Origin of the sequence: Streptomyces sp. NBC_01017, assembly GCF_045162795.1 — a bacterium.
In the GTDB taxonomy this organism is placed as follows: Bacteria; Actinomycetota; Actinomycetes; order Streptomycetales; family Streptomycetaceae; genus Streptomyces; species Streptomyces machairae.
In genome coordinates, this window is record NZ_CP108683.1 from 10,181,163 (window position 1) to 10,206,228 (window position 25,066).

At 70.4% G+C, this 25,066-nt stretch carries 17 protein-coding genes and 1 pseudogene; 10 read left to right on the forward strand and 8 right to left on the reverse strand.

Annotated features, from left to right (window positions below; all coding sequences use genetic code 11):
• The first annotated feature begins 1 nt into the window (after position 1).
• Positions 2-489: pseudogene (locus OG331_RS46510) on the forward strand (MSMEG_6728 family protein).
• Between the two features lie 67 nt (positions 490-556).
• On the forward strand, positions 557-1,396 hold the full coding sequence (locus tag OG331_RS46515; RefSeq protein ID WP_406209058.1) for an oxygenase MpaB family protein: 840 nt from the start codon (positions 557-559) through the stop codon (positions 1,394-1,396).
• 14 nt (positions 1,397-1,410) lie between these two features.
• Here the strand turns inward: OG331_RS46515 and OG331_RS46520 are convergent, their stop codons facing one another.
• Complete coding sequence (locus tag OG331_RS46520) at positions 1,411-2,046, reverse strand: CU044_5270 family protein (protein ID WP_406210787.1); 636 nt, start codon at positions 2,044-2,046, stop codon at positions 1,411-1,413.
• A gap of 259 nt (positions 2,047-2,305) precedes the next feature.
• Here OG331_RS46520 and OG331_RS46525 point away from each other — a divergent pair, with 259 nt between their 5' ends.
• From OG331_RS46525 to OG331_RS46545, 5 genes are all read left to right on the forward strand, one after another.
• Positions 2,306-2,728 carry a CBS domain-containing protein gene (locus tag OG331_RS46525; protein WP_406209061.1) on the forward strand — a complete coding sequence of 141 codons (423 nt, stop codon included), beginning with the start codon at positions 2,306-2,308 and terminating at the stop codon, positions 2,726-2,728.
• A gap of 47 nt (positions 2,729-2,775) precedes the next feature.
• Positions 2,776-3,006, forward strand: coding sequence for a DUF6480 family protein (locus OG331_RS46530; protein WP_406209064.1), 231 nt, complete (start codon positions 2,776-2,778; stop codon positions 3,004-3,006).
• A gap of 243 nt (positions 3,007-3,249) precedes the next feature.
• Positions 3,250-4,431, forward strand: a complete 1,182-nt coding sequence (locus tag OG331_RS46535; protein WP_406210790.1) for a glutamate--cysteine ligase — start codon at positions 3,250-3,252, stop codon at positions 4,429-4,431.
• A gap of 195 nt (positions 4,432-4,626) precedes the next feature.
• Complete coding sequence (locus OG331_RS46540) at positions 4,627-6,411, forward strand: N-acetylglutaminylglutamine amidotransferase (RefSeq protein ID WP_406209066.1); 1,785 nt, start codon at positions 4,627-4,629, stop codon at positions 6,409-6,411.
• Entirely contained in the window at positions 6,384-8,627 is a 2,244-nt protein-coding gene (locus tag OG331_RS46545) for a S9 family peptidase (protein WP_406209069.1), read from the forward strand. Before OG331_RS46540 ends, OG331_RS46545 begins: the two co-directional genes overlap by 28 nt.
• A 7-nt stretch (positions 8,628-8,634) precedes the next feature.
• On the opposite strand, the gene OG331_RS46550 is transcribed toward OG331_RS46545, so the two are convergent.
• Positions 8,635-9,267, reverse strand: a complete 633-nt coding sequence (locus OG331_RS46550) for a hypothetical protein (protein WP_406209072.1) — start codon at positions 9,265-9,267, stop codon at positions 8,635-8,637.
• A 116-nt stretch (positions 9,268-9,383) separates the two neighbouring features.
• On the opposite strand from OG331_RS46550, the gene OG331_RS46555 reads away from it, so the two are divergent.
• The gene (locus tag OG331_RS46555; protein WP_406209075.1) at positions 9,384-11,504 is read left to right on the forward strand and encodes a SpoIIE family protein phosphatase; all 2,121 of its coding nucleotides are present in this window, start codon (positions 9,384-9,386) and stop codon (positions 11,502-11,504) included.
• Between the two features lie 44 nt (positions 11,505-11,548).
• On the opposite strand, the gene OG331_RS46560 is transcribed toward OG331_RS46555, so the two are convergent.
• The 3 genes from OG331_RS46560 to OG331_RS46570 form a co-directional block, all read right to left on the reverse strand.
• Positions 11,549-12,121, reverse strand: a complete 573-nt coding sequence (locus OG331_RS46560; protein WP_406209078.1) for a hypothetical protein — start codon at positions 12,119-12,121, stop codon at positions 11,549-11,551.
• 146 nt (positions 12,122-12,267) lie between these two features.
• Positions 12,268-14,688: a SpoIIE family protein phosphatase gene (locus OG331_RS46565; RefSeq protein WP_406209081.1), complete on the reverse strand. Its 2,421-nt coding sequence runs from the start codon at positions 14,686-14,688 to the stop codon at positions 12,268-12,270.
• A gap of 76 nt (positions 14,689-14,764) precedes the next feature.
• Positions 14,765-19,036: a HAMP domain-containing protein gene (locus OG331_RS46570; protein ID WP_406209084.1), complete on the reverse strand. Its 4,272-nt coding sequence runs from the start codon at positions 19,034-19,036 to the stop codon at positions 14,765-14,767.
• A 320-nt stretch (positions 19,037-19,356) separates the two neighbouring features.
• Between OG331_RS46570 and OG331_RS46575 the strand changes: the two genes are divergently transcribed.
• On the forward strand, positions 19,357-19,587 hold the full coding sequence (locus OG331_RS46575; protein WP_406209087.1) for a hypothetical protein: 231 nt from the start codon (positions 19,357-19,359) through the stop codon (positions 19,585-19,587).
• A 618-nt stretch (positions 19,588-20,205) separates the two neighbouring features.
• Positions 20,206-20,949 carry a class I SAM-dependent methyltransferase gene (locus tag OG331_RS46580; RefSeq protein WP_406209089.1) on the forward strand — a complete coding sequence of 248 codons (744 nt, stop codon included), beginning with the start codon at positions 20,206-20,208 and terminating at the stop codon, positions 20,947-20,949.
• 251 nt (positions 20,950-21,200) lie between these two features.
• Here the strand turns inward: OG331_RS46580 and OG331_RS46585 are convergent, their stop codons facing one another.
• From OG331_RS46585 to OG331_RS46595, 3 genes are all read right to left on the reverse strand, one after another.
• On the reverse strand, positions 21,201-21,584 hold the full coding sequence (locus OG331_RS46585; protein WP_406209092.1) for a VOC family protein: 384 nt from the start codon (positions 21,582-21,584) through the stop codon (positions 21,201-21,203).
• Between the two features lie 53 nt (positions 21,585-21,637).
• Positions 21,638-23,119 carry a S1 RNA-binding domain-containing protein gene (locus tag OG331_RS46590; RefSeq protein WP_406209095.1) on the reverse strand — a complete coding sequence of 494 codons (1,482 nt, stop codon included), beginning with the start codon at positions 23,117-23,119 and terminating at the stop codon, positions 21,638-21,640.
• 153 nt (positions 23,120-23,272) lie between these two features.
• Positions 23,273-24,934: an IclR family transcriptional regulator C-terminal domain-containing protein gene (locus OG331_RS46595; protein ID WP_406209098.1), complete on the reverse strand. Its 1,662-nt coding sequence runs from the start codon at positions 24,932-24,934 to the stop codon at positions 23,273-23,275.
• Positions 24,935-25,066: the final 132 nt, after the last annotated feature.

The window sequence follows — 25,066 nt, forward strand, 5'->3', positions numbered from 1 at the left end:
GATGCAGACGTTCCTGCCCCACCCCGACTTCCGGCAGACGGCCCTGCTCCTCGACCGGCGCCGACTGGGCAAGCAGCGGGTCGAGGCACTCCAGGTCCTGCGCGGTCTGACCGTCCCCGGCTACGGGTGGCGCCGGCACCCGGCCGTACGGATGTGGGCCGGATACGAGGAGGCCCTCGTCCGGTACGGCTTGGAGATCTGCCGGGTCTGGCGGGAGCAGGGACACCGGGACAGCTGCGCTGCCTCCCTGGTCGCCGGGCCGGCCGTGCACCGACCGGGCGTTGCCGTACGCGATCAGGCGGAATTGGCCGCCGCCGGTGAGCTGCCGCCCTGGCTGGGCGACGGGGCCTTCCACGAAAGCCACCGTTCGGCACTGGTCCGCAAGGACCGCGCGGTGTACGGCGACCTGTTTTCCGGCGTCCCCGACGCCTGCCGTACGTGTGGCCGGCATCGGACCGTGAACCCCGGTACGTGCCCACCGGCAGGTGAGGCTGACGGGCGTGGCCGGTTCGGGTCGGCATCGCGGACACTGGCAGCAGGAGAGGGGAGGCCGACCGTGCTGACCTCAGTCCGTGACCAACTGGGCCAGGCCCTGTTCCGCCGCGTCGCCGGCCCCGACGGCCCGGCGACGCGCGCCCGCATCCACGACACTCCCGGGCCGCGCTGGTTCGGCCCGGATCGCCCGATCCGCACGGTCCACGGTGACGCCTCGATGTTCATCGGCGGACTGAGCGCGCTGCTGCTGCAGTCCCTTCATCCGCTCGCCATGGCGGCCGTGGCCGGGCACTCCGGATACCGCGGCGACCCGTGGGGCCGACTTCAGCGCACCAGCGCCTTCCTGGCGGTGACGACCTACGGCACCGCCACGGACGCCCGGCGGGCCGTCGACCACGTCCGCGGCATCCACCAACGGATCCGCGGGACGACGGCCGAGGGCGTGCCGTACCACGCGGCTGATCCACACCTGCTCGGCTGGGTGCACGCCGCCGAGACCGACAGCTTCCTGCGCGCCCACGAACGCTACGGAGCACACCCGCTGGACGCCGCTGCCTATGACGCCTACGTGGCCGACACCGCACGCATCGCCGAGGCACTGGGGGTGATCGACCCACCACGCGACCGCCGCGAACTCGCCGAGCGGCTGTCCGCCTACCGGCCCGAACTGCGGGCCGGTCCCGAGGCCCGCGCCGCCGCCCGCTTCCTGCTCCTCCAGCCTCCCCTGCCCCTCGCGGTGCGTCCCTTCTACGGTGGCCTGGCCGCGAACGCCGTCGCACTGCTCCCGCCCTGGGCCCGCGGCATGCTGTGGCTGCCCCGGCTCCCGGTCGTGGAGGACCTCGCCGTACGCCCCACCGGCCAGGCACTGACCCGGACCATCCGCTGGGCCATGCACCGCTGAGGAGCGACGGCCACTCAGGATGAGCTGACCGGTGCCTCGCCCTTCTTGTCCGCGACGCCGATGCGGAGCGCAATCCTGGTCGTTCCGAGGTAGACGAGGCTGGAGGAGTCAAAGACCCAGGTGGAACCCTCGGGGGCGTCCTTGAACGTGAGGCCTATACCCTCCCGTCCCGCGGCGTCCTTGACGTGGTCCACCACCTGCGCGCCCGGGAGCTCGGCCATGGCGCGGTAGAGCCCGGCGCTCAGATCGGGCAGCAGGGTGGCGTTGTCGATGATGGCCCCGATGTTCTCGAGTGCGATTTCCAGGCGGCGGTCCGGTCCCATCCGGGTGTCGCTGTAGAGCCTCTTCAGCAGCGCGTCGGGATCGGTGGGCAGCGCCTGAAGCTGCCGGAAGGTCAGGTAGCCGGTGCCGTACATGGCCATGGTCATCTTCTTGTCAGGGTCGTCCACCGCGACGCCCTTCCTCAGCCCCGACCGCTTGCCGTCCACCGAATCCCACTGCTCGCTTCGGACGGCTCCCTCGCGCTTGGCGAGCTCCGCGGGATCGTTGAACTGGACGCCCAACTCGGCGGCCGATCCCTGGGACTTGGTGTAGATGTACTGGTCGTCGCGGACCGTTGCCGCCGGACGCTTGGCCGCCGCCAGGGCAATCCCGGCGCATGGCGTCTAAACGCATCCGGATCCCCGGCCCGCACACGGGCGCGCAGTGAAATCTCCACACTCCCCCCTGTCCGCTGCCCGGACCACGTTGCGGTGATCCGGGTCACAGCACCTGATCGGTCGGTGCACGCGCTGCGTCCGCGGCAGCTGATGAGCGCCGGCGTGAACGTGGCAGCCGGGTCCTCCACGGGTACTCGGAGGCTGCACGGCGGTGAACAGCATCGCCCCAACTTCGCGGAGTGACGTTCCCATGACTCAGCATGTCCGCGACGTCATGACGACCGACCCGATGACCGTGGAACCACAGGCCTCGGTGCAGGCGGTGGCCCGGATGATGCGCGACGAGGACATCGGCGCCGTACTGGTCACCGAGGGTGAGCGGCTGCGCGGGCTGGTCAGCGACCGTGACCTGGTGGTACGCGCGATGGCCGAGGGCGGCGACCCGGACCGTACGACCGTCGCCCAGGCGTGCAGCGAGGACCTGGTCACGGTCGGGCCCGACGACGACCTGATTCTCGCGGTGCAGGTGATGCGCGAGCATTCCGTCCGGCGTGTGCCTGTCGTCGACCGAGAAAGCCGCCCGGTGGGCATCGTCGCCCTCGCCGACCTGGCTATGGAACGTGATCCCGGCTCGGCCCTCGGCGACATCAGCGCTGCGCGCCCCAACCAGTGAACCGGCAACGCCCCATGGCCGACACGCAACCGAGAGGAGGGCGCGCCATGACGAACCCTGATCGCGAGCCCACACCAACCCCAGGACACGACCCCAGAAGGAGGGGCGTACCACCCGGTGAGACCCCGCCCGCCGAGGATGACACCACGTCCGCCATCTCCTATCCGCAGTCCGAGCTGCGCAGGGGCTGGGGCCCCATGCCGATTGTCCTGATCATGCTGGTGGTGGTGCTGGTGGCGATCGGGCTGATCGCGATGGCGGTGGACCTGATCGCGTAGCGTGAGCGGGCGAGCACGGCATTCGGCGGCGAAGCCGGGGCCGGGGTTTCCGGCTGCCCGAGCGCTCACGGGTTCCCTCACTTACGCTCGTTTGCGCGAGCTGCATCTCAAACGCGCAGGCGGCAGGGCTTACGTCCCGGGGGACTGGGAACTCAGAGCACACCACAAGCCGCCCCACCGCCCGGGGTCGGGTCGCCCCCTCCCTTGCGGCAGGCGCCGGGATTCGTAGGAGTGAACGTGAGCATGCGCATCGGAGTGGAGGAAGAGTTTCACGTCCTGGAGGTGGAGAGCGGAATGCTCGTGCCGCGAGCCGACGCGATCCTGCGACGGCTTCCGGGACGGACCTACACCACCGAACTGCATCAGTGCACGGTGGAGTCCAACAGCTCAGTGCACACGTCCCTGCACGACCTCTACGCCGACCTCACGGGCCTGAGACGGCGGCTCGACGCGGCAGCCTCCTCGTTGGGGCTGGCCGTGGTGGCCGCCGGCACGGCCCCACTGGCGCCCGCGGCCTCGGCCCACACCACAGCCGGGGCACGCTACCGCCACATGACCGAGGAGTACCGCAAGGTCGCCGACGAGCAGCTCATCTGCGGCGCCCAGGTTCATGTGGACGTGCCCGACCGCGACACCGCCGTACGGGCCATGTGCGAGGTCTCGCCCTGGCTGCCGGTGCTGCTGGCCCTCTCCGCCAGTTCGCCGTTCTGGCAGGCCGCCGACACGGGGTACGCGAGCTGGCGCACCCTGCTTTGGCAGCGCTGGCCCACCGCGGGGCCGGTCGGCTGCTTCCCGAACGCGGCCGAGTACGACGCTGCCGTGGAGGACTTCGTGCGCGCCGGGATCATCAGCGACGCGGGGATGATCTACTACGACGTCCGCCCGTCGGCCCATCTGCCCACGCTGGAACTGCGCACATGTGATGCCTGTCCGCGCCCCGAGACCGTCGTGCTCATCGCCGGACTGTTCCGTGCCCTGGTGACCGAGGCCCGCGAACGCATCGGCCGAGGCGATGCCCCCGGGTGCGCCAGGCGGCACGAGTGGCTCCGGGGTGCGTCATGGCGTGCCGCCCGGTCGGGACTCGAAGGGACGCTGGTGGACCCCGAGACCCACGAGGAGGCACCCGCGCACACGGTGGTGCGCAAGCTGCTCGTCCGGCTGCGGCCCGCGCTGGAAGCCCACGGGGACTGGCACACCGTCCGGGAGCTCACCGAGTCGGCCCTCGCGAACGGAAGCGCTGCCCGGCGGATGCGCCGTGCGGCACAGGACGAGGACCTGCTGGGCTGCGTAGACATGCTGATCGCCGAGACCCGCGGCGAACACGGCCGCCGCAGGCCGCCACTGTCCGACCGCCGCCCCGCCCGTGCCGTCGTCCAGGACGGCTCAGCCTCCTCCGTCGTCCCGGGCGGCCCACCTCCGCCATAGCCCCCGGGGCAGCGGACGGCATCGGCCGCCGGCCCGCCAGTGGCCGCCCGGCGGCCACGGCGAAGTTCTCATCCCCGCGCAGAAAGGTCTCGTGATGTCTCGCAGCACCGCCCAGACCCTCCTGACCGGCGCCCGTGCACCGGCACCCCCGTGCAGGCGCGCCGACGTCGACGCGAGGAAGGGAGGCGGGACGTCATGTGCGGTCTGACCGGAGAGGTCCGCTTCGACGGCAGGCGAGCCGACGAGGCGGCCGTCGAACGCATGGCCGACCGGCTCGCCGCCCGTGGACCCGACGGGCAGGGCACCTGGGCGCGGGGTCCGGTCGCACTGGGACACCGGCGACTGAAGATCATCGACCTCTCGGACCGGGGAGCCCAGCCGATGACCGACCCCCGCGGTCAGGTCACCGGCGTCTTCAACGGCTGCGTGTACAACCACCCTGAGCTGCGCGAAGAGCTGCGCGGCCTCGGGCACCGATTCGAGTCGACGTCGGACACGGAGGTCGTGCTCAAGGCCTACCAGCAGTGGGGCACCGCCTGCGTCGAGCACTTCCTCGGCATGTTCGCCTTCGCGCTCGTCGAGCACCGGACCGGCCGTGTCGTCCTCGCCCGGGACCGGCTCGGCATCAAGCCCCTGTACCTGGCGCGGACACCGGACCGGCTGCGGTTCGCCTCGACGCTGCCCGCTCTCCTCGCCGGCGGAGACGTGGACACCTCGCTCGATCCGGTCGCCGTCCACCAGTACCTGAGCTGGCACGCCACCGTCGCGGCGCCGCGCACCGTCCTCAACGGGGTGCACAAGCTCCCGCCCGCCACCGTGCGGGTCGTCGAACCGGACGGCACTCATCGGGATCACTGCTACTGGCAGCCGTCGTACACACGCCGGCCCGAGTTCGCCGGCATGGGTGCGGACGAATGGCGTGACGCGGTGCTGGACGCGCTGCGCACGGCCGTGCGCCGCAGGATGGTGTCCGACGTGGAGGTCGGTGTCCTGCTCTCCGGCGGCCTCGACTCCAGTCTGATCGTCGCGTTGCTGGCCGACGAGGGCCGGCACGACCTGATGACGTTCAGCGTCGGGTTCGAGACGGAGGGCGGCGAGAAGGGCGACGAGTTCGAGTACTCGGATTTGGTCGCCCGCGAGTTCGGGACCGACCACCGACAGCTGATGGTTCCCTCCGACCGGGTGTCGATGGCTCTGGACGGGGCGGTCGCGGCCATGAGCGAGCCGATGATCAGCCACGACGTGGTCGCCTTCTACCTGCTGTCCGAGCAGGTCTCCAAGGAGGTCAAGGTCGTGCAGAGCGGCCAGGGAGCCGACGAGGTCTTCGCCGGCTACCACTGGTACCCGCAGCTGGCGGAGGTCTCCCGCGAGGACGAACCGGAGCGGTACGCCGAGACCTACTTCGACCGGCCGCATGCCGACCTCGCCAGGGTCCTGCAACCGGACATGCTGCCGCGCGACGACGTATCGGGCAGCTTCGTCCGCAGCCACATGGCGGTCCCGGGGGCGGAGACCGCGCTCGACGCGGCTCTTCGGCTCGACACCCACGTCATGCTCGTCGACGACCCCGTGAAGCGGGTCGACAACATGACCATGGCCTGGGGCCTGGAGGCACGGGTTCCGTTCCTCGACCACGAGCTGGTCGAGCTGGCGGCGGCCTGCCCGCCGGAGCTGAAACTGGCCGACGGCGGCAAGGGTGTGCTGAAGGAGGCGGGCCGCAAGCTCCTGCCTCGCGAGGTCGTCGACCGGCCCAAGGGCTACTTCCCCGTGCCGGCCATCCGGCACATGGCGGGCCCCGTCCTGGAACGCGTACGTGAAGCGCTCCAGGCGCCGGAGGCGAAGCAACGCGGCCTGTTCCAGGAGTCGTACGTGACCGAGCTCCTCGCGGCGCCCGACGAGCACCGGACCCATCGGGGTGCGAACGCCCTGTGGCAGATTGCTTTGCTGGAGATATGGCTGCAGACCCACGGAATCAAGTGACCGACGCCGGGGGCATGCGGGTGGCGCACGGCCCGGCACCCGCGTTCGCGGGAGCCGGGCCACTCACTTCGGCCACCGTGGAACCCCCGGACAGCCGGACGGGGGACCTGTACGGTGCGGCCCGCGCCGCCGCTCCCGCGCCCCTCCCGTTGCCCGAGGCAGGCGGCCCCCGTGACGCCGTGACCCGGCTGCGCGCCCACGGCTGCTGGTACCCCTCGGCCAACGCCGACGGCACCGAGGTGGCGTTCATCTGCGACCGAGGCGGCGTCCCCCAGCTGTGGGCCGGCTCCGTCGACAGTGACGACGTGCGGCTGCTCGACTCCTCACCGGACCCTGTGAAAGAGGTGTCCTGGTCACCGAACGGACAGTGGATCGCGTACACCACCGCGCCGGGCGGCGGAGAGCACACCCGGGTCCTGTGCGTGCGGCCCGACGGCACCGGCCGGCGCCTCCTGGCAGGGGCCGATCCGGCCAGTTCCGCCTATCTGGGCTGCTGGGCCCACGACGGCTCGTCCGTCGCCGTCACGTTCGCGGCCCCGGCCACCCAGCAGTACGGGATCATCACGGGGACCGCCGTGAGGGACCCGGACCTTGCCGACGGCCGCCCCGACGGCATCGGTCCGCCCCCCGACTGGGCGGACCGCGACCGTCGCGCGACACTCCTCGGCCCAGCCGCGTACGACGGGGCACCAGGGGAGCAACCGAGCCGAACGGCAAGTGATCTGCGGACTCCGGCGGCGCCCACGGTACGTCCCGACGGGGGCCTCTCCGTCTACCTGATCGATCCCGACGGCCTGGCTTCCCCCGCCCTGCTCACCACGGAGACCCACGCCGCCTCCCTCCGCGTGTGCGATCTCAGCCGAGACGGCAGCCTCGCACTGCTGCGCCGCGGACCGCGCGGACGCAGGGAGGCGGTCGTCCGACGCACCGCCGACTCGGAGAGCACCTTCGCCATGCCGGTCGCCGACGGCGACCCTTGGATCGGCCGGTTCTCTCCCGACGGGCGGACACTGTGGCTGCGCAGCAACGCCGACCGGGAGTACGCGGCGCTCCTCGCGGTCGCACTGGATGCCGACGGCGGCTCACGCGGTGTGTCCCTCGCGGCGGAACGCGAGGGCGTCGACCTCGAACTCCTGACACTGGCGCAAGACGGCCGCACGGCCGCGCTGGCATGGAACGTCCAGGGCGCGACCGAACTGGAACTCGTCGAGACCCACCCGACCCGACAGCCCCCCGACGACACGGGCCCGGCACGGCCCGTCCCCCTGCCTCACGAGGTCGCCACCCGCGTGACCGCCGCCGGCGCCGGGGGCCTGCTCCTGGCGCTGTCCGGCTCGCAACGCCGACCGGGCCTCTGGCGGGCCCACGAGGGCGTGTCCATGCAGCGCACTCCCTGGTCCTCCAAGGACGAGGACGCCGTCCCGCCGGGCCGCCCTCCGGTACGCCCCGTCCCGCTGCGTCTCACGGCGAGGGACGGGCTGCCCCTGAGCGGTTGGTACTACCGGGCGCCGGGCCGGGCCCCGGACGAACCGGCGCCCTGCGTGATCCACCTTCACGGCGGTCCCGAAGAACAGGAACGGCCGGTGTTCAACCCGCTCTACCACGAGCTGGTCGGGCGCGGCCTGGACGTCTTCGCCCCCGACGTCCGAGGCTCCCTGGGCCACGGCCGGTCGTTCGTCGACGCCGACCTGGGAGCAGGGCGCTTCGCGGCGTTCGACGACGTCGCCGACTGCGCGGGCCACGCGGTCATGGCAGGCCCCGCCGATCCGACGCGGCTGGCGGTCATGGGCCGCTCGTACGGCGGCTATCTGACCTTCGCCTCAGTCGTATGGCACCCCGATCTGTTCCGCACCGCGGTCGCGGTCTGCGGCATGTCGGACTTCCTCACCTTCTTCGCCGGCACGGAGCCCTGGATCGCGGAATCGGCCGCTCACAAGTACGGCCACCCGGACCGCGACCGCGAGCTCCTGCGCACCCTGTCGCCCATGAGCCGCATCGACGCACTGCGGGTCCCGCTGCTCGCCGTCCACGGCGAACACGACACCAATGTGCCGCCGGGGGAGTCCCGGCAGTTCGTACGCGCCGCGCAGGAACGCGGCATCGAAGCCGAACTGCTGACTCTGCGCGACGAGGGCCACGACTTCCTGCGCGCGGACAACCGGCGACTGTTCCGCCGGGCCGCGGCGGACTGGCTGGAAGGCCACCTCCACTTGTGAACCGGCCTCATGCGGGGCCCAGCTCCACCGTGGTCGTGACCCGTGTGACGGCGGGCCTGGCCGGCACAGAACCGAACCCGAAGCGCACCGGCGGTTCGACGGGCGCCAGCTCACCGAGGTCCTGACCCTCCCATGCGGCCGACGCAGCGGAGACCGGCCGCAGATCCCGTGCGCCGTACCACTCGCGGCGGCCCGCACCGGCACTGCCCCGTGTCCGCACGCCGGGCAGCAGCACACCGGCAGGCCGGTCCGTCAGCGCGCTCCATCCCGGACGGCGGGCGAGGAAACCGGGTACGGCGCACAACAAGAGCCCCAGCGGCCCTCGTCGGCCGGTGGTGAAACACAGGTCGAGAGGCCCCGCCGCGACGGTCCAGGTGCCGTCGGCCACGCGTACGTCCACCGGGGTGACGCGTACGGCGTCGAAGGTGTAGGTGCCGCTGATGAAGCCGGCCGTCTCCGGTGTGGGCGCCAACAGGAACCGTTCCCCGTCGGCCCGCTCCAGCATCACGTCGCTGAACCGCCCGAACGGCGACCGCTGCCAGCGTCCGAGCACGATCCGCGTTCCGGAGGACGTGCCCAGACCGGCGATCCAGCCGTCGAAACGCAGCCGCGGCGCCACCACAGCAGGCGAGTCCCCCACACAGGGTCACAGGAAACGGGCGGGACAGACGGCCCCGCATGGGCGTAGCGTCCTCATATGGGCTAGCACGGCTACGTGCGACGTCCGAATGCCGCGCCCCGAGGGGAGCAGTCGGCATGACCGGTACGGGTGATCCGGCCCCGGACGACGATGCACCGGATGCCGCGTTCGCGGAAACGGTGCGCCGAACCGGCGCGTCCATCGGCGCGCTGTACCTGCTCGCACCGGACCAGCGGCTGCTGTGTCTGGACGTCCTGTGCGGGGTGCCGATCGAGTTCGCCGCACCGTGGGCCAGGGTTCCGCTCGCCTCCCCGGCACCCGTGGCCGACGCCGTCCGTGAGGACCGCCTGGTGTGGGTCGGCAGCCAGGACGAGATGGTCCGCTCCTACCCGCGCACCGCGGTGGTGCTCCCGTACCCGCTGGCGCTGGTCGCCGCGCCGGTCACCGGCGTACGGCCGCTGGGGTCCCTGCTGCTGATGTGGCCGGCCACGCGCCCGCCGTACATGACCCAACGGGAGCGAGGCAACATCACGTCCAGCTGCCGACGGCTGGCCCGGCTGCTGGAGGAGGCCGCCGAGAAGCCCGGATCCCCAGCCCACCGCGAACAGCCACGCGTCGTCCCCGTCGGCACCGGTCGCCGAATCGTGAGCACCGATCCGGCCGTCGCCGACTTCGTCGAGCGCCTGCCCGGCGGAAGCTGCGCCCTGGACCTGGAAGGGCGCTTCACCTACGTCAGCTCCGGTGCCTGTGAACTGCTGGGCTGCGAGGCCGGCCGTCTGCTGGGCACACGGCCCTGGCAGTCCCTTCGCTGGCTCGACGACCCCGCCTACGAGGACGGCTACCGCGCCGCGCTGATCAGCCGGGAACCCGTTTCCTTCACCGCGTGCCGGCCGCCGGACCAATGGCTGGACATACACCTTTACCCGGACGCCAGCGGCATCAGTGTCCGCATCGTTCCCACCGGCGGGCCCGCGCCGCCCTCACCGGCGCCCCGCCGGTCCATGCGCACCGCCACGCCGGCCCGCGGCGGACAGCTGTACCAACTCACCCACCTCGCCGCCGCGCTGACCGAGGTCGTCGGCGTCCAGGACGTCGTCGACCTGGTCGCCGACCAGATCATGCCCGCCTACGGCGCCCAGGGCCTGGTCATGTCCACGGCTGACGCCGGCCGGCTCCGTATCACCGGTCACCGCGGCTACCCCGCCGACACCATCAGGCGGCTCGACGGCCTCCCCCTCGACACGTCCTTCACCCCGGCCGGCAAGGTGCTCAGCAGCGGCATCCCCGCGTTCTTCGCCACCGTGGACGAGATGCGGCGCGAATACCCCGAGGCACCCCTGATCAGCGGCAAACAGGCCTGGGCGTTCCTGCCACTGATCATCTCCGGCAGGCCCGTCGGTGTGTGCATCCTGTCCTACGACAGCCCTCACGACTTCCCCGCCGAGGAACGGGCCGTCATGACCTCCCTGGCCGGACTCATCGCCCAGGCCTTCGACCGCGCCCGCCTGTACGACATCAAACACGAGCTCGCCCACGGCCTCCAGCAGGCGCTGCTCCCGCGCAGCCTGCCCGCCATCGCCGGCCTGCGCGTCGCCGCCCGCTACCTGCCCGCCACGCGCGGCATGGAGATCGGCGGGGACTTCTACGATCTGATCCGGCTCGGCGACACCGCGGCCGCGGCCGTCATCGGCGACGTCCAGGGCCACAACGTCGCAGCCGCCGCCCTGATGGGTCAGGTACGCACCGGTGTGCACGCCCACGCGACCCTCGGCACGCCTCCCGACCAGGTCCTCCACCGGATCAACCGGGTCCTCACCGACCTCGCCCCCGACCTGTTCACCAGCTGCCTCTACGCCCACCTCGACTTCGCCCGCGGACGCGTGACCCTCGCCAGCGCCGGCCACCCGCCACCCCTGCTGCGCCGCCCCGACGGGGACACACGACCCGTCGCCGTCCCGCCGGGGCCCCTCCTCGGCATCGACCCCGACGCCGACTTCCCCGTGACAAAGATCCCGCTCACCGCCGGGACGCTGCTCGCCTTCTACACCGACGGCCTCGTCGAAACACCGGGCACCGACCTCGACGACTCCATCACCCAGCTCGCACACCATCTCGCCGCCGCCGACGACCGAGACCTGGACGGCCTCATCGACACGCTGCTGAGGAAGGCCGCCACCACCGCACAGCGCACCGACGACATCGCCCTGCTCGTCCTGCGGCACGAAACGCACCACTGACGACAGAGGGTGACAGCGCCTGCCCGGCCGCCCCGCCGGCCTCCTCAGGAACGCTCGTCGGAGAAGCCCGGTTCGTCGTGGTGGGCGGAGGCCTCCGCGACCCGCTTGAGCCCCGATGCCGTGGCCGGGTCCCCGACCTTGGCGGGCTCGTCGTGCACGGGGCCCGCAGGACGGTCCTGGTGGAAGTGGGAGGAAGCCAGCGTGTTGCCGGGACCGTGGGGCTCCGGACGGGCGTCGTCGGCGTCCAAGGGGATATGGCCGGAGTCGGCCGCACGGCCCTGCCTGCCCTCCTGTGCCGCACCGGCCTCGGCGTTCGGGGCCCTGCCGTCCTCGGCCGCCTCGCCCTGCCCGCCGTGTGGCGGACGCGGCTGGGTCAGCCACGCGACAGCGGCGCCGGTCACGGCCAGGGGCCACTCCACCACCCCGGCCACGCCGAGTACTCCGGCTCCGGTGTAGACCGCGATCCGGCGGCCACGAGGAGAAACCGCCCCGATCCGGTCCAGGGCACTGCCGGCGACCTTGCTCACCTGCTCGGCGCCGGGCAGGCGCCGGAGCCCGGAACCGACGACCCGCAACGGGAAAGGCAGATCCGACGGACTCGTCCTGACCTGGCTCATCTCGAACTCCCTCCGCAGGTCTCCAAGGGTCTTCGCCCCGGGTTTCCACTCTCACACCGCCTATCCGGTGTTCAGGAGGTTTGTACGAATGATGCCCTGACCAGGCACGCTCAGTGATCCCTCCGCTGCGACAGACTGCTCATGGCTCAGTCCACCCGGACGCCCACGATGCAGGTGTCGTCGTCCGTGTCGGACCTGCTGTAGGTGAGCAGACGGTCCAGCTGCTGTTCGAGCGTGGGCGGGACCGTGCGGGCAGCCGCAAGCAGCTGGGCCAGCGATTCCTCCACGGTACGGTCACGGCGTTCGATCAGACCGTCCGTGTACATCAACAGCGTGTCGTCGACGGCCAGTTGGACCTCGTGTTCCTGGTACGCCGCTTCGGGTACGGCACCGAGCAGCATGCCCTTCACCAGGGGAAGCGGCGTCGCCTCGCTGCCGCGCACCAGTACCGGCGGCAGATGACCGGCCCTGGCCCAGCGCAGCGTACGGCGCTCGGGGTCGTACAGGCCGCAGACCGCCGTGGCGGTGACGGCGCCCGTCAGGTGGTGGGCCACCATGTTGAGCCAGGCCAGCAACTGGGCCGGTCCGGCACCCGTCACGGCGAGTCCGCGCAGCGCGTTGCGCAGGACGACCATGCTGGTGGCCGCCTCGGTCCCGTGCCCGGCGACGTCTCCCACGCACAGCAGCACCAGCCGGGACGGCAGCACGACCGCGTCGTACCAGTCACCGCCGACGAGCTGCTGGGTCTCCGCGGGCCGGTAGCGCACGGCCACGCGCAGGCCGGGGGCCTCCAGCGGGGCCTGCTCCGGGGGCATGATCGCGTGCTGCAACTGGAGGGTGAGCCGAGCGCGTTCGATGGCCTGCTGCTCGGTGTGGGCGAGCTGGTCACGCGTGGCGGCGAGCGCGACCTCCGTCCAGTGGTGGGCGGAGATGTCCTGGTAGGCGCCCCGTACGACGAACAGCCGGCCGTCGGAGTCGAGTTCCGGCTCGGCGACCACGCGGATGTGCCGAGTCACCCCGTCCGGCCGCTGGAGCCGGAAGGCCGTGGACGCGGGACGGCGGCGGTGCAGCAGGGTGCGCAGAAATCTGCCGATGGCGACCGCGTCGTCGGGGTGGGCATGAGCGGGCAGGTCCTCCAACGGAATCGGACCGCTCGCTGCGGGCTTGCCGTAGAGGCTGTAGAGCTGAACGTTCCAGGTGATCTCGCCGGTGAGGAGGTTCTCCTCGAAGCCGCCGATGCGGCCCAGGCGCTGAGCGTGCTGCAGCAGGCTCGCCAACCGCGCCGTTTCGTCCTCTATGCGCCACAGGAGCAGGACGCTGCCGCCATGCCGGCTGATGTTGATGTCGGCGACCGCCGCCAGCGGGACCTCGTCGACCAGTGACGTGAGCCGCATACGCTGGGCGCGGAACGGCTCGCCCGTGGCGTAGACCCGCTCGATCTGCTCGAACAGCTCGCTCTCCCCGGCGACCATCGGGTACGCCTCCAGCAGCAGGGAGCCGTTGACGACACCCCGCGGCCGGCCCGTCGGGTCCAGGAAGCGGCTGTTGACATGGTGGATGTGGAAGTCGACGAGTTCCCCGGCGGCGTCCAGCCGGGGGACGAGCACCAGAGCAGGGTCGTGGAGGCCGTCGGCCAGGTCCGTCAGCTCGGCGACGTCCGGCAGGACGGCGGGCCGCGCGGCGCCGTCGGGGTGGTGCGGGGCGGAGGTCTCCAGGGTGTGCGCACACAGCTCGGCCAGGGCCTCGACCTGACGGACGATCTGCGGCGGCTGAGGTTCGAGCGGTGCGGGCCAGACGATCTCCAGTACGCCGTGGATCCGGCCGCCGGTGCCCGCAGGCAGGGCGACCCGGCCGCCGTCCGGGTGGTGATGCCCGCCGATGGAGGGCAGCCCGGTCTCCGACAGACAACCGATCCACTGGCCCGTTCGCTCACCGAGCCCACGGCGCGCCACGGTCGCCACACCGGGCGGCACATATCGCCAGCGCCCCGCCTCCGCGAGCGAGAATCCCGCGCTGCCCGCCAACGTGAGCGACCCGTCGCCGCCCAGCGCCCAGATGGCCACCGCCTCCGCGCCGAGGGGCCTCAGCGCGTGCTCCATCAGTGAGTCGGCCACGGCTTGGGCGTCGCGGGCGGCCAGCGCACCGCTCTCGGCGGCCCGTAGCCGTACGGCGGAGGAGCCGCTCCTCGGCGCGCCGGTGACCTCGGCGCCGCCCGCCGTGGCCGCGAGGAAGGCGGAGGTCACTTCGGAAAGCCGGTCACGCGAGGCCTGGTTGATGACCTCGACCGCGAATTCGAGCGGTGTCATGCCCGCCTGCTCGGTCAGCTCGGCGAGCTGCCGGGCCGCCTGTGCCGGCCCGCACCGGAGCCGCTCGACGAGGATGCCCTTGGCCAGCTCGATCAGGGCACGCCCGTCCGCCTCCGCCTGGGCCGCCCGTACCTCCCGGCGCAACCGATCCACGGTCGCCGCGAGCCTGCCGACGGGGGAGGGGTTCGGTGTTCCGGCGGGTGGCCTGCCCGCCGGAACACGGGCGGATTCGGGCTCTGCCGGCTGGTGGGGATGGGTCACGGTTGACCTGTTCCTCGGCTCGGACGTCCAGGGACGCCGGGTGGGCGGCTGGTTCGGGCGGCGGCATGACAGCCCGTCACATGGACAGCCAGTGCTGGACGCGGCCGATGAGCTCGTTGGTGTCGACAGGCTTGGTGACGTAGTCGTTCGCGCCGGACGCGAGACTCTTCTCCTGGTCCCCGGGCATGGCCTTCGCGGTGACCGTGATGATGGGCAGGTTCGCGTACCGGGGCATCGCGCGGATCTCCGCGGTGGCGGCGTAACCGTCCATCTCCGGCATCATCACGTCCATCAGGACCAGCGAGATGTCCGTATGGGCGAGGAGTGTCTCGATGCCCTTGCGGCCGTTGTCGGCGTGCAGGACGCGGAAGCCGTGGAGCTCCAGCGCCCCGCTGAGTGCGAAGAGGTTGCGCGCGTCGTCGTCGACCACGAGCACCGTGCTGCCGACGAAGGCCTTGTCGACGACCTGCGCGATCGGTCGCTGGGGTTCCTCGACGCGTACCAGCGACAGCACGTCCCCCGGTTCCTCGGCGGACAGGTGCAGGGTGATGCGTTCGCGCAGATCGTCCAGGCTGGACAGGAAGTCCAGCGGGCGGCCGTCCGCGCGGGAGCGCAACAGCTGCTCCTGCGCCAGGTCCACGTGATGACCGGTGTGCACGAGCACCGGCACGCTGGCCAGCGCCGAGTCCCCCTCCATGGCCTGCAGCAGACGGGCGCCCTCGTCGTCGGGCATGTCGAGCTCCAGCACGACGCAGTGGCAGGGTTCGGCGGCCAGGGTGCTCGCCGCTTCCTGCGCCCCGACCGCCGTGATCACGTCGATCGCCCCGAGCGGGTTGTGGGGGTCGGTGGCGATGTCCGCCACCGCGCGCTCGGCGACCAGGGTCAGCAGCCCGCGAGGACGGCCCTCGACGACGAGCAGGCGGCGCCTGCGCTGCTCGGGAGCCTTGATGGCAGCGGCCTCCGACGGGGAGGCCGGCAGAAGCTCGGCGGGGTTGGCATGCGGCTGGTCCGCCCCGAGTCCGCCGCCGTCGAGCAGATCCTCGAAGTCGGCCCGCGTCACCGGAAGGTAGAGAGTGAAGGTGCTGCCCTGGCCCGGCGTACTGTCGACCGTGACGGCGCCGCCGAGCAGATGGGCGATCTCCCGGGTGATCGACAGGCCGAGGCCGGTGCCGCCGTACTTGCGGCTGGTCGTGCCGTCCGCCTGCTGGAACGCCCCGAAGATCGTCTCCAGCTGCTGCTGCGGGATGCCGATGCCGGTGTCCTTCACCCGGAAGGCCGCCACGGGGGCGCCGCGCAGGACGCCCACGGGCACCTCCCGGTCCGCTGCGGGTTCGATACGCAGCTCGACGCCGCCCTGTTCGGTGAACTTCACCGCGTTCGACAGCAGGTTGCGCAGGATCTGACGCAACCGGGATCCGTCGGTGAGCAGATCGGCCGGGGTGCCCGGCGCGGTCGCCACCGTGAAGGCCAGGCTCTTCTGCGTCGTCATCGGCCGGAACGTCGCCTCGACGTACTCCAGGAGCCGGCGCAGCGGGATGCGCTCGGGGGCGACGTCCATCTTGCCGGCCTCGACCTTCGACAGGTCGAGGATGTCGTTGATCAGCTGCAACAGGTCCGAGCCCGCCGAGTGGATGATGCCCGCGTACTCGACCTGCTTCGGGGTGAGGTTGCGCGATGGGTTCTGCGCCAGCAACTGAGCCAGGATCAGCAGGCTGTTGAGCGGCGTACGAAGCTCGTGGCTCATGTTCGCCAGGAACTCCGACTTGTACTTCGACGCCAGCGCCAGCTCCTGCGCACGGGTCTCCAGTTCCTGTCGCGCCTGCTCGATCTGCAGGTTCTTGGCCTCGATGTCGCGGTTCTGCGAGGCCAGCAGGGACGCTTTCTCCTCCAGTTCCTCGTTGGAGCGCTGGAGTTCGTCCTGCTGGACCTGCAACTCCTCGGACCGCGCCTGGAGTTCGGCAGTCAGCCGCTGGGACTCGTCCAGCAGCTCGTCCGTGCGGGCGTTGGCCACGATGGTGTTGAGGCTGACGCCGATGGTCGGCATCAGCTGGGCGAGGAAGTCCTGGTGGATCTGGGTGAAGCGAGCGAGGGACGCCAGCTCGATGACACCGAGCACCTGGTCCTCGACGACGATGGGCAGGACCACCAGGGCGCTGGGCACGGCCTGCCCGAGACTGGAGGAGATCGTCACATAGCCCGGCGGCAGTTCCTCCACGCTGATGGGACGGTGGTTGCGTGCGGCCTGCCCGACCAGGGAGCGCCCGACGCGGATGCGCTCGGGCCGGCCGGTGTCGTCGGGATAGCCGTACGAGCCCACGAGCCGCAGGTCGGAGCCACGCTCGGTGTCCTCGGCGAGGTAGAAGGCGCCGTACTGCGCCGAGACCAGTGGCGCGAGTTCGTCCATGACGAGCTCGGCGACGACGGGCAGGTCGCGGTGGCCCTGCATCAGTGCGGAGATCCGGGCGAGGTGGGTCTTGAGCCAGTCCTGCTCCTGGTTGGCCCGTGTGGTCTCACGCAGGGACCCCACCATGGAGTTGATGTTGTCCTTGAGCTCGGCGACTTCGCCCGATGCCTCCACCGTGATGGAGCGGGTCAGGTCGCCCTCGGCGACGGCGCTCGCGACCTCGGCGATCGCACGGACCTGGCGGGTGAGGTTCCCGGCCAGTTCGTTGACGTTCTCCGTCAGCCGTTTCCAGGTGCCCTCGACCCCCTCCACCTCCGCCTGTCCGCCGAGCCGCCCCTCGCTGCCGACCTCACGGGCCACGCGGGTGACCTCGGCGGCGAACGACGACAGCTGGTCGACCATCGTGTTGATGGTGGTCTTGAGCTCCAGGATCTCGCCGCGGGCGTCCACGTCGATCTTCTTCGACAGATCACCGTTGGCCACCGCGGTCGTGACCAGGGCGATGTTGCGGACCTGTCCGGTCAGGTTGTTGGCCATGGAGTTGACGTTGTCGGTGAGGTCCTTCCACGTGCCCGCCACGTTCGGCACGTGCGCCTGACCCCCGAGGCGTCCCTCGGTACCGACTTCGCGGGCGACACGCGTGACCTCGTCCGCGAACGCGGAGAGCGTGTCGACCATCGTGTTGATGACGTCCGCCAGGGCAGCGACCTCGCCCTTGGCCTCCACCGTGATCTTCTGAGAGAGGTCGCCGCGCGCGACGGCCGTGGCGACCTTGGCGATCGAGCGGACCTGGCCGGTCAGGTTGGACGCCATCACATTGACGTTGTCCGTGAGGTCCTTCCACGTCCCCGACACCCCTCGGACGGTCGCCTGGCCGCCCAGATTGCCCTCCGTGCCCACTTCGCGCGCGACGCGGGTGACTTCGTCGGCGAAGGCGGAGAGCTGGTCGACCATCGTGTTGATGGTGGTCTTGAGCTCCAGGATCTCGCCGCGGGCGTCCACGGTGATCTTCTGGGAGAGATCGCCCTTCGCGACGGCAGTGGCCACCTGGGCGACGTTGCGGACCTGCGCGGTCAGGTTGCCCGCCATGAAGTTCACGGAGTCCGTGAGGTCGCGCCAGGTGCCCTTCACGCCCTTGACGTCCGCCTGTCCGCCGAGGCGTCCCTCGGTACCGACTTCGCGGGCGACGCGGGTGACTTCGTCGCCGAAGGCGGAGAGCTGGTCGACCATCGTGTTGATGGTGTTCTTCAGCTGGAGGATCTCGCCGCGGGCGTCCACGGTGATCTTCTGCGACAGGTCGCCCTGCGCGACCGCGGTCGTCACCTGGGCGATATTGCGGACCTGGGAAGTGAGGTTACCGGCCATGAAGTTGACCGAATCGGTGAGGTCGCGCCACACACCACCGACACCGGGCACCCGGGCCTGTCCGCCGAGGCGTCCCTCGCTGCCGACCTCGCGGGCGACGCGGGTGACTTCGTCGGCGAAGGCGGAGAGCTGGTCGACCATCGTGTTGACGGTCTCCTTCAGCTCCAGGATCTCGCCGCGTGCGGGGACGTCGACCTTCTGCGACAGGTCGCCCTTGGCCACCGCGGTCGCCACCTGCGCGATGTCACGCACCTGCGTGGTCAGATTGCCCGCCATGGCGTTGACCGAGTCGGTCAGATCGGCCCAGGTCCCCGAGACGCCCGGCACCTCTGCCTGGCCGCCCAGCGTGCCTTCGGTACCCACCTCCCGCGCCACTCGCGTCACTTCCGACGTGAACACGGACAGCTGGTCCACCATGCCGTTGAAGACCGTGGCGATGTCGCCCAGGAGACCCTCGCCGTCGGACGGCAGCCGGGTGCCGAAGTCACCGTCCCGTACGGCGGTCAGTCCGGCCAGCAGCTGCCGCAGCTCCTGCTCGCCCGGGGGTCCGTCGACGGCCTCGATCATCTTGCTGGTCATGGGCACCCTCGTTCCGCTCCCCAAGAGCCCTCACCCCGAGGACTCGGAACCGCGCCGGGCCTGTGAAGGCCCCCTCACCGTCCGGTTTCCGCTGTTCACAGGTCTCGACCGGATGAGAAAATCCCGTGAAGATTAGCTCAGTTGCCAGGCGACAACAAAAGCCTGACGCAGAGGTTCCGGCTGGACGGAAACCCGCCCTTCCTGGAGGCATGTTCGACGGGATCCGAGGTACTCGGAAGGATTCGCTCGGACTTCGAGAACGGCGAAGTGGTCTCCCTCGGGGTGTCGTACGCACCCGCTTCGGGGGTACCCGGGACCGCATGCCGAAGAGGGTGAAGTATGCAGGTTTTGTCCTGGTGTTCTTTGCGCTGCTGGCCGTGGTGATCCGGTTCGGAGGTACGGGAGTCGGCTGGGGCCATGCCTTGCTGGGTGCGCTCGTGGCGACGCCGCTGGGCCTGTGGATGATCTGGTTGCGCCGTCGCATGACGGAGCAGGCACAGGAGTGGGGACGACGGAGGTTCCGACCGTGGCCTGAGGAGCGCCGCCGCTGAGGCCTGCGGTCGCCAAGGCGTACGTGGAGACTCGCTCGGCCTGCTCAGCAACGGGAGGCATCACCGCCTTGGCGGACCGGCACCACAGCACCGCGGGTGGATCCGCCGAGCCAGGTTGACAGGGCCGTTCCTGCGGCGCCGCGTCTTCTCGGTGCGCCGCGGGTTGTTCAGGGTGAGGGAGCGGCTTACTGAACAGCCGGGCGGGCACTGGAACCCATCGAAGGGCGATGACGTGAACCGTATCCGCCGACTGACAGCCGCCAGCCTGGCGACTACCGCCGGTGGGCGCCGCCGGGCCACCACGACGGCCGTGACACCGACCATGGCGGGCACACTCGGGTTCGGCCCGATGACGCCGGCGGCGTCTGCCGCCACGGGCCCTGTTCAACAACCTGACGCGGTACTGAGCCTGTAGTCGAACCCCGGCGCGCTGGGCCTGTCTGCTGGAGGAGTGTCCGGTGTTTGCCCGGTCACGGGCTGACTTCTTTGTGTCATCGGTCTGTACGGCAGCCGAGCAGCCGCGCACGAGACTGTCTGTCACGACCGCGACCCGGCAAGCCTGTGGATCGGGTGGGCCGGCGCGGCCGTGTACAGGACGACGAACAGGGGAGCGCAGCCGTGAGTGTGCAGCAGTACGACGAGATCGGCGAGGCATTCGAGGGGTTCAAGTCCCTGCCGTTGACGCGCTATGGGGAAGTGCCGAGCTTTCTGGGATTGGTCGGGGAAGTGAGCGGCAGGTCGATCCTTGACCTTGCGTGCGGCACCGGTTTCTACAGCAGGGAGTTCAAGCGGCGCGGCGCCACGGATGTGCTCGGTGTCGACATCTCCGTCGAGATGATCGCCGCCGCGCGGGAGTTCGAGCAGCGTGACCCGCTGGGTGTGCGTTACGAGGTCGGTGACGTGGCTGAACTGCGGCCTTTCGAGCGGCGCTTCGACATCGCGGTGGGAGTGCAGTGCCTCAACTATGCCGAGGACATCGCGGCGATGGAGCGGATGTGCCGCAACATCCACCGGAGCCTGGTGCCGGGTGGAGAGTTCTTCGTGTTCGCGCAGAAGCCCGACTACCGGTTCGACTGTCCCTCGCTGGAGAAGTACGGGTTCCGCTGCGAACCGACCGGCGAGGAAAGGGAGACGGGTCCGGGGGTGCGGGTCACGGCTCTCCTCGACCCGCAGCCCGTCAGCATCGTGGCCACGGCACCGCGCCGCGAGGTCTACGAGCACTGTCTGCGGGCGGCCGGATTCAGTGAGGTGGAGTGGGTTCCAGTGCAGGTGGCCGACGCGGGCATCCGTGAGTTCGGCGAGGATTTCTGGGCTGACCTCCTCGCCTACCCGCCGCTGGAGATGCTGCGCTGCTGCGCCTGACGGACCGACCGGCTGACTGGCCAGGCCTGGGGTTGTCCCGAAAGGATTGAACGACGGCCGTACCGTCTGCAAGGGCGGCGCCGTCGACTGGATCCACCGGCAGTCGGGCGCCGCCCAACTCCTGGCCTGGCTCAGCCCCGGCCGCACCCACGGACCGGGCTTTCCCACCGACCGTAAGGCCCCGGACGACCCCGAGCCTGTCATGCCGGCCCGGCCACTGGCCGTCAGGTATGACAGGCTCGCCGTCCGCGTCAGGAATTCATGGTCGCCCGATCGGACTCGCTGCGCAGCACGCAGAATTCGTTGCCTTCGGGATCAGCAAGGATTGCCCAGCCCGAACCATCGGGATTCCGGTGATCGGCGACAAAGGCGGCACCGAGGTCCAGCAGTCGGCCCACCTCCTCATCGCGCGACGTCTCAGGGCGCAGACACAGATGGATCCGGTTCTTGATCGTCTTGGCCTCGGGCACCTGATTGAAGTGCAGCACCGGGCCCTCCGCCAGCAGCACCTGAGTCTCCCGGTCACCGGGTTTGTCCTCCGGATGCAGCGGACGTCCTGTCACACCGCTCCAGAACCGAGCCAGCTCGTAGGCATCCGCACAGTCAATCGCCACGTTCTGCAACATCGAGACCATGCGCGCGAGCCTTCCTGATCTCCACGCCGAACGCCATCCATGAGGTCGTCCCATCAGGGTTCCGTGCCCACTGCTGCAGCTCGCCTGTGGGAGAGCGTGATCTGGCGGCTGACAGTGTCGATGTCCAGGACCTTTACCAGGAGAGTGTCACCGGCCTGGATGCCGAGTTGAGGGGCGTCCGGATTGCGGCCGGTGAGTTCGGAGTTGTGAACCAGCCCCTCGAAGCCGTCCTCCGCCTCCTCGATGCGTACGAATACGCCGAAGGGTACGAGTCTGGTGACACGACCGGTGATCGTCTGGCCGATCTGTCCGATCAGCAGCGCCATCGGATCTTCCTGCAAAGCCTTGAGGGAGAGCGATACGCGTTCGCCGATGGGGTCGACATCGAGAATCTCGGCGCTGATTTCCTGACCAACGGTGACGATGTCGGAGGGATGGTCGATGCGGCGCCATGACAGTTCGGGGATATTGATGATCGCGATGAACCCGCCGATGTCCACGAAGGTGACGCCGAAGCTCGCGATATGAGTGACCGTGCCGGTGACGATTTCGCCTCGGTGAAGGGTCTTGAGGAATGCCCAGTTCCGGTCGCTCGGCGTCGGCTCGGTCCGCCATCGCGCTCGGACCACCCCGTCGCTGTCAGGCATGACGGCGGTGAACAGGGGCGCACACTCATCGGCGTATACGGGCAGGAGCGCTGCCGCGGCGGCGCTGGAAATCCGAGCGGCCAACTCCGGGAAGGCATCCTCGTCAGCGAGGGCGCTGTGGATCCGGCCATCACTGTCCTGCCAGACACCTTCGACGAGGCCCTCGGCCGGTAGGGCACCCAGGACCGCGTCGATATCGGAGGACAGGTCTGGCCACACGGCCAAGCGGGCGCGGGGAGCGATCCCGGCGCGCACCGTGTCCATAGTGTCGCGCGTTAGACGGTGCCACCTTGAGGCGCCCTCAAGGTGTGTCTCTTCCAGGAGCCCTGCACGGCATGAGGCGACTGCCCAGCGCAGACAGGCCCAGAAGTCGTCGTCACCAGGCCGCTGGATCCCTTCGCCATCGGTGTCCATCTCGTAGGGAGAGGAGTCCAAGCGTTCCGGGAACAGCCCCAACGCGCGGGTTCGGGCCACTGCCTGCTCGCAGGGTTGGACGCTGCTGATGTAGAGGTACTGGTCCCATCCCACGTGGACCGCGAACGCGCCTTCCACCTCCAGCCGGCACGAGGCGCCTTCGTCGCGCAACATGACACGCACGAGCTCCAGCGCGACTTCGAGCGGTACCTGAGCTCCGTCGTGAAAGCCGGTCGGGTCGGCGGGGAAGAGTCCGTCCAGCCCGAAGCCGTCCACCGGGGGCTCCAGGCCGAAGTGCGTGAGGGAGGGCACCTGCGGTTCACGTACGGCCAGGTGGTCGACGCCGGTGGACCTGGCGAAGGCCGCGACCGCCTGGAGATAGGCCGCCTCGACCTCGCCGTGATCGCTGACGGTGTCCTCGGTGCCGATGTAATGCCCGTGTTCGTCACGGTCGGCGGGGTCGAACTTGGTCACGCGGTAGACGTAGGGGAGTTGCACCGCTCCATCATCCAGCGCGCTCCTGCCACCCCGCCAGGAATTACCGGGCGAGGTGAGACGGAGGAGTGGGGCAAGCTCGTCAACTGGTCGTCATGGGGGGTGGTTGCAAGCACGGCTGCCGGTCGGTGATCAGATCACTGGGATCTTCACGAAGCGTGTTGCCGTCGCGAACTCCGTCTCGATGCGGGCCGCCGTGGCACGGAGGTGGGGGAGGAGGTCGGTGGTGCACTCTTCCGGGGTGCGGCGGCTGTTGTGCATCGCGACGTTGACGGCTGCCACCACCTTCCGGTCGCGGTCGTGCACGGGTACGGCGATCGAGCGCAGCCCCTCGTCCAGTTCACCTTCGTTCAGCGCGTAACCCTGCTCAGCCACCTGGTCCAGCAGCCCCTCCAGCCGTCCGCGATCGGTGACCGTACGGCCCGTCAGTTGCTCCAACGGGCCGACGCGATCCAGGACATCCCGGCGCTCGGCAACCGGCAGCCCGGCGAGGAGCACGCGTCCCATAGAGGTGGCGTAGGCGGGAAACCGGGTGCCCACGGTGATGTTGACACTCATGACGCGGTACGCGGGGACGCGAGCGGTGTACCGGATGTCGCTGCCCTCCAGCACCGCCATGGAGGCGGAATCCTGCACTCGGGCTGCCAGGGCGCCGATGTGGGGCTCGGTGAGCTGGGCGAGGGAGGTGCGGGACATCGGTGGGAAACCCAGCTCCAGGACCCGGGGGGTGAGCCGGTATCGGCGGTCTTCGGCGACAACGTAGCCGAGGTGTTCCAGCGTGATCAGTACGCGCCGGGCCGTGGCCCGGGGCAACCCCGTCGCCTCGGCCACGCCGGTGGTCGACAGGGACTCGTGGCCCGAGCCGAAGGCTGTGATTGCAGCGAGGCCGCGGGCCAGCGACTCGACGAACTCCCGCCCGATGACCTGTTTCGACGTACCGGTCCAGGTCGCTGTCCCGACCGGCGGTTCCGACCTGGGGACGGGGATGCGGCGCAGGGCCTCCTCCATCCGCGCCACCGTTCGCTGAAGCCCGGGCAGGGTGGCGTCACGCAGAGAGGCCATGGTGTGCCGACTGGTGTGGCTGACCACGCTGACGCCGCAGACCCGGCGTCCGCACGGGTCGCGTACGGCGACGCCGAGCGCGAGCAGACCCCCGGCGATCCGCTGGTCGTCCTCGGCCCAGCCACGCTGCGCGGCCTCGGTGCAGACGTCCGGGGAGAAGAGTGCCCGCGGATCGCCTCCGGGAGGTTCGGCCGGGAATCCGTGGATCGTCGGCAGGGCAGGTTCCGCGTGCCACTCGGCCCAGGTCTCGGGGGACCAGTCGGCTGCCATCAGCGCCCCGGGCGCGGCCCGTTCCACCGGCAGCAGGTCTCCGATGCCGAAGCTGAAGATTCTCGCCCGGCGGTGTTTGACCTGGTGGATCATCCGCAGGCCGGTGCCGTCCGGAACGGTCAGTGACACCGACTCGTCGAGCTGGTCGGCGAGTTCGCGCACGTGCGGGCCGAGGACCTTGGGGATGTGTATGGCGTCGAGATAGGCGTTGCCCAGTTCCATCACGCCGGGCAGGACCGTCACGTCACGGCCGTCGAGCCGTACGTATCCCATGTGGGCCAGCGTTGCCGCGATCCGGTCCACCGTGGACCGGGCCAGCCCGGTGGAGTACGAGAGGTCGCGAAGGCTCAGTGTGCCGCCTGCCTCGGTCAGCGTCCGCAGTACGACCACCCCGCGGACCAGCGGGGTGATGGCCTCGGCCGGTGCCACCGGGGCGGAGGGTGAGCTGATGAGGCTGGTCATGGGCGCTCCGTGGGTCGATGGCGGATGGGTACGGGGCTGATGGCAGCGACCCTAACGGCCCGGCCGACGGGTGGGCCGGGCCGACTGATGAGCCTGAGAATCCCTCTCCGGGTGATGAGCCTGAGAGTCCCT

Coding starts and splice junctions, on each gene's coding strand:
- OG331_RS46540 (WP_406209066.1), top strand. CDS start 4,627: ATGTGCGGTCTGACCGGAGAGGTCCGCTTCGACGGCAGGCGAGCCGAC.
- OG331_RS46595 (WP_406209098.1), bottom strand. CDS start 24,934: ATGACCAGCCTCATCAGCTCACCCTCCGCCCCGGTGGCACCGGCCGAG.
- OG331_RS46545 (WP_406209069.1), top strand. CDS start 6,384: ATGGCTGCAGACCCACGGAATCAAGTGACCGACGCCGGGGGCATGCGG.
- OG331_RS46555 (WP_406209075.1), top strand. CDS start 9,384: ATGACCGGTACGGGTGATCCGGCCCCGGACGACGATGCACCGGATGCC.
- OG331_RS46570 (WP_406209084.1), bottom strand. CDS start 19,036: ATGACCAGCAAGATGATCGAGGCCGTCGACGGACCCCCGGGCGAGCAG.
- OG331_RS46530 (WP_406209064.1), top strand. CDS start 2,776: ATGACGAACCCTGATCGCGAGCCCACACCAACCCCAGGACACGACCCC.
- OG331_RS46525 (WP_406209061.1), top strand. CDS start 2,306: ATGACTCAGCATGTCCGCGACGTCATGACGACCGACCCGATGACCGTG.
- OG331_RS46560 (WP_406209078.1), bottom strand. CDS start 12,121: ATGAGCCAGGTCAGGACGAGTCCGTCGGATCTGCCTTTCCCGTTGCGG.
- OG331_RS46535 (WP_406210790.1), top strand. CDS start 3,250: ATGCGCATCGGAGTGGAGGAAGAGTTTCACGTCCTGGAGGTGGAGAGC.
- OG331_RS46575 (WP_406209087.1), top strand. CDS start 19,357: ATGCCGAAGAGGGTGAAGTATGCAGGTTTTGTCCTGGTGTTCTTTGCG.
- OG331_RS46585 (WP_406209092.1), bottom strand. CDS start 21,584: ATGGTCTCGATGTTGCAGAACGTGGCGATTGACTGTGCGGATGCCTAC.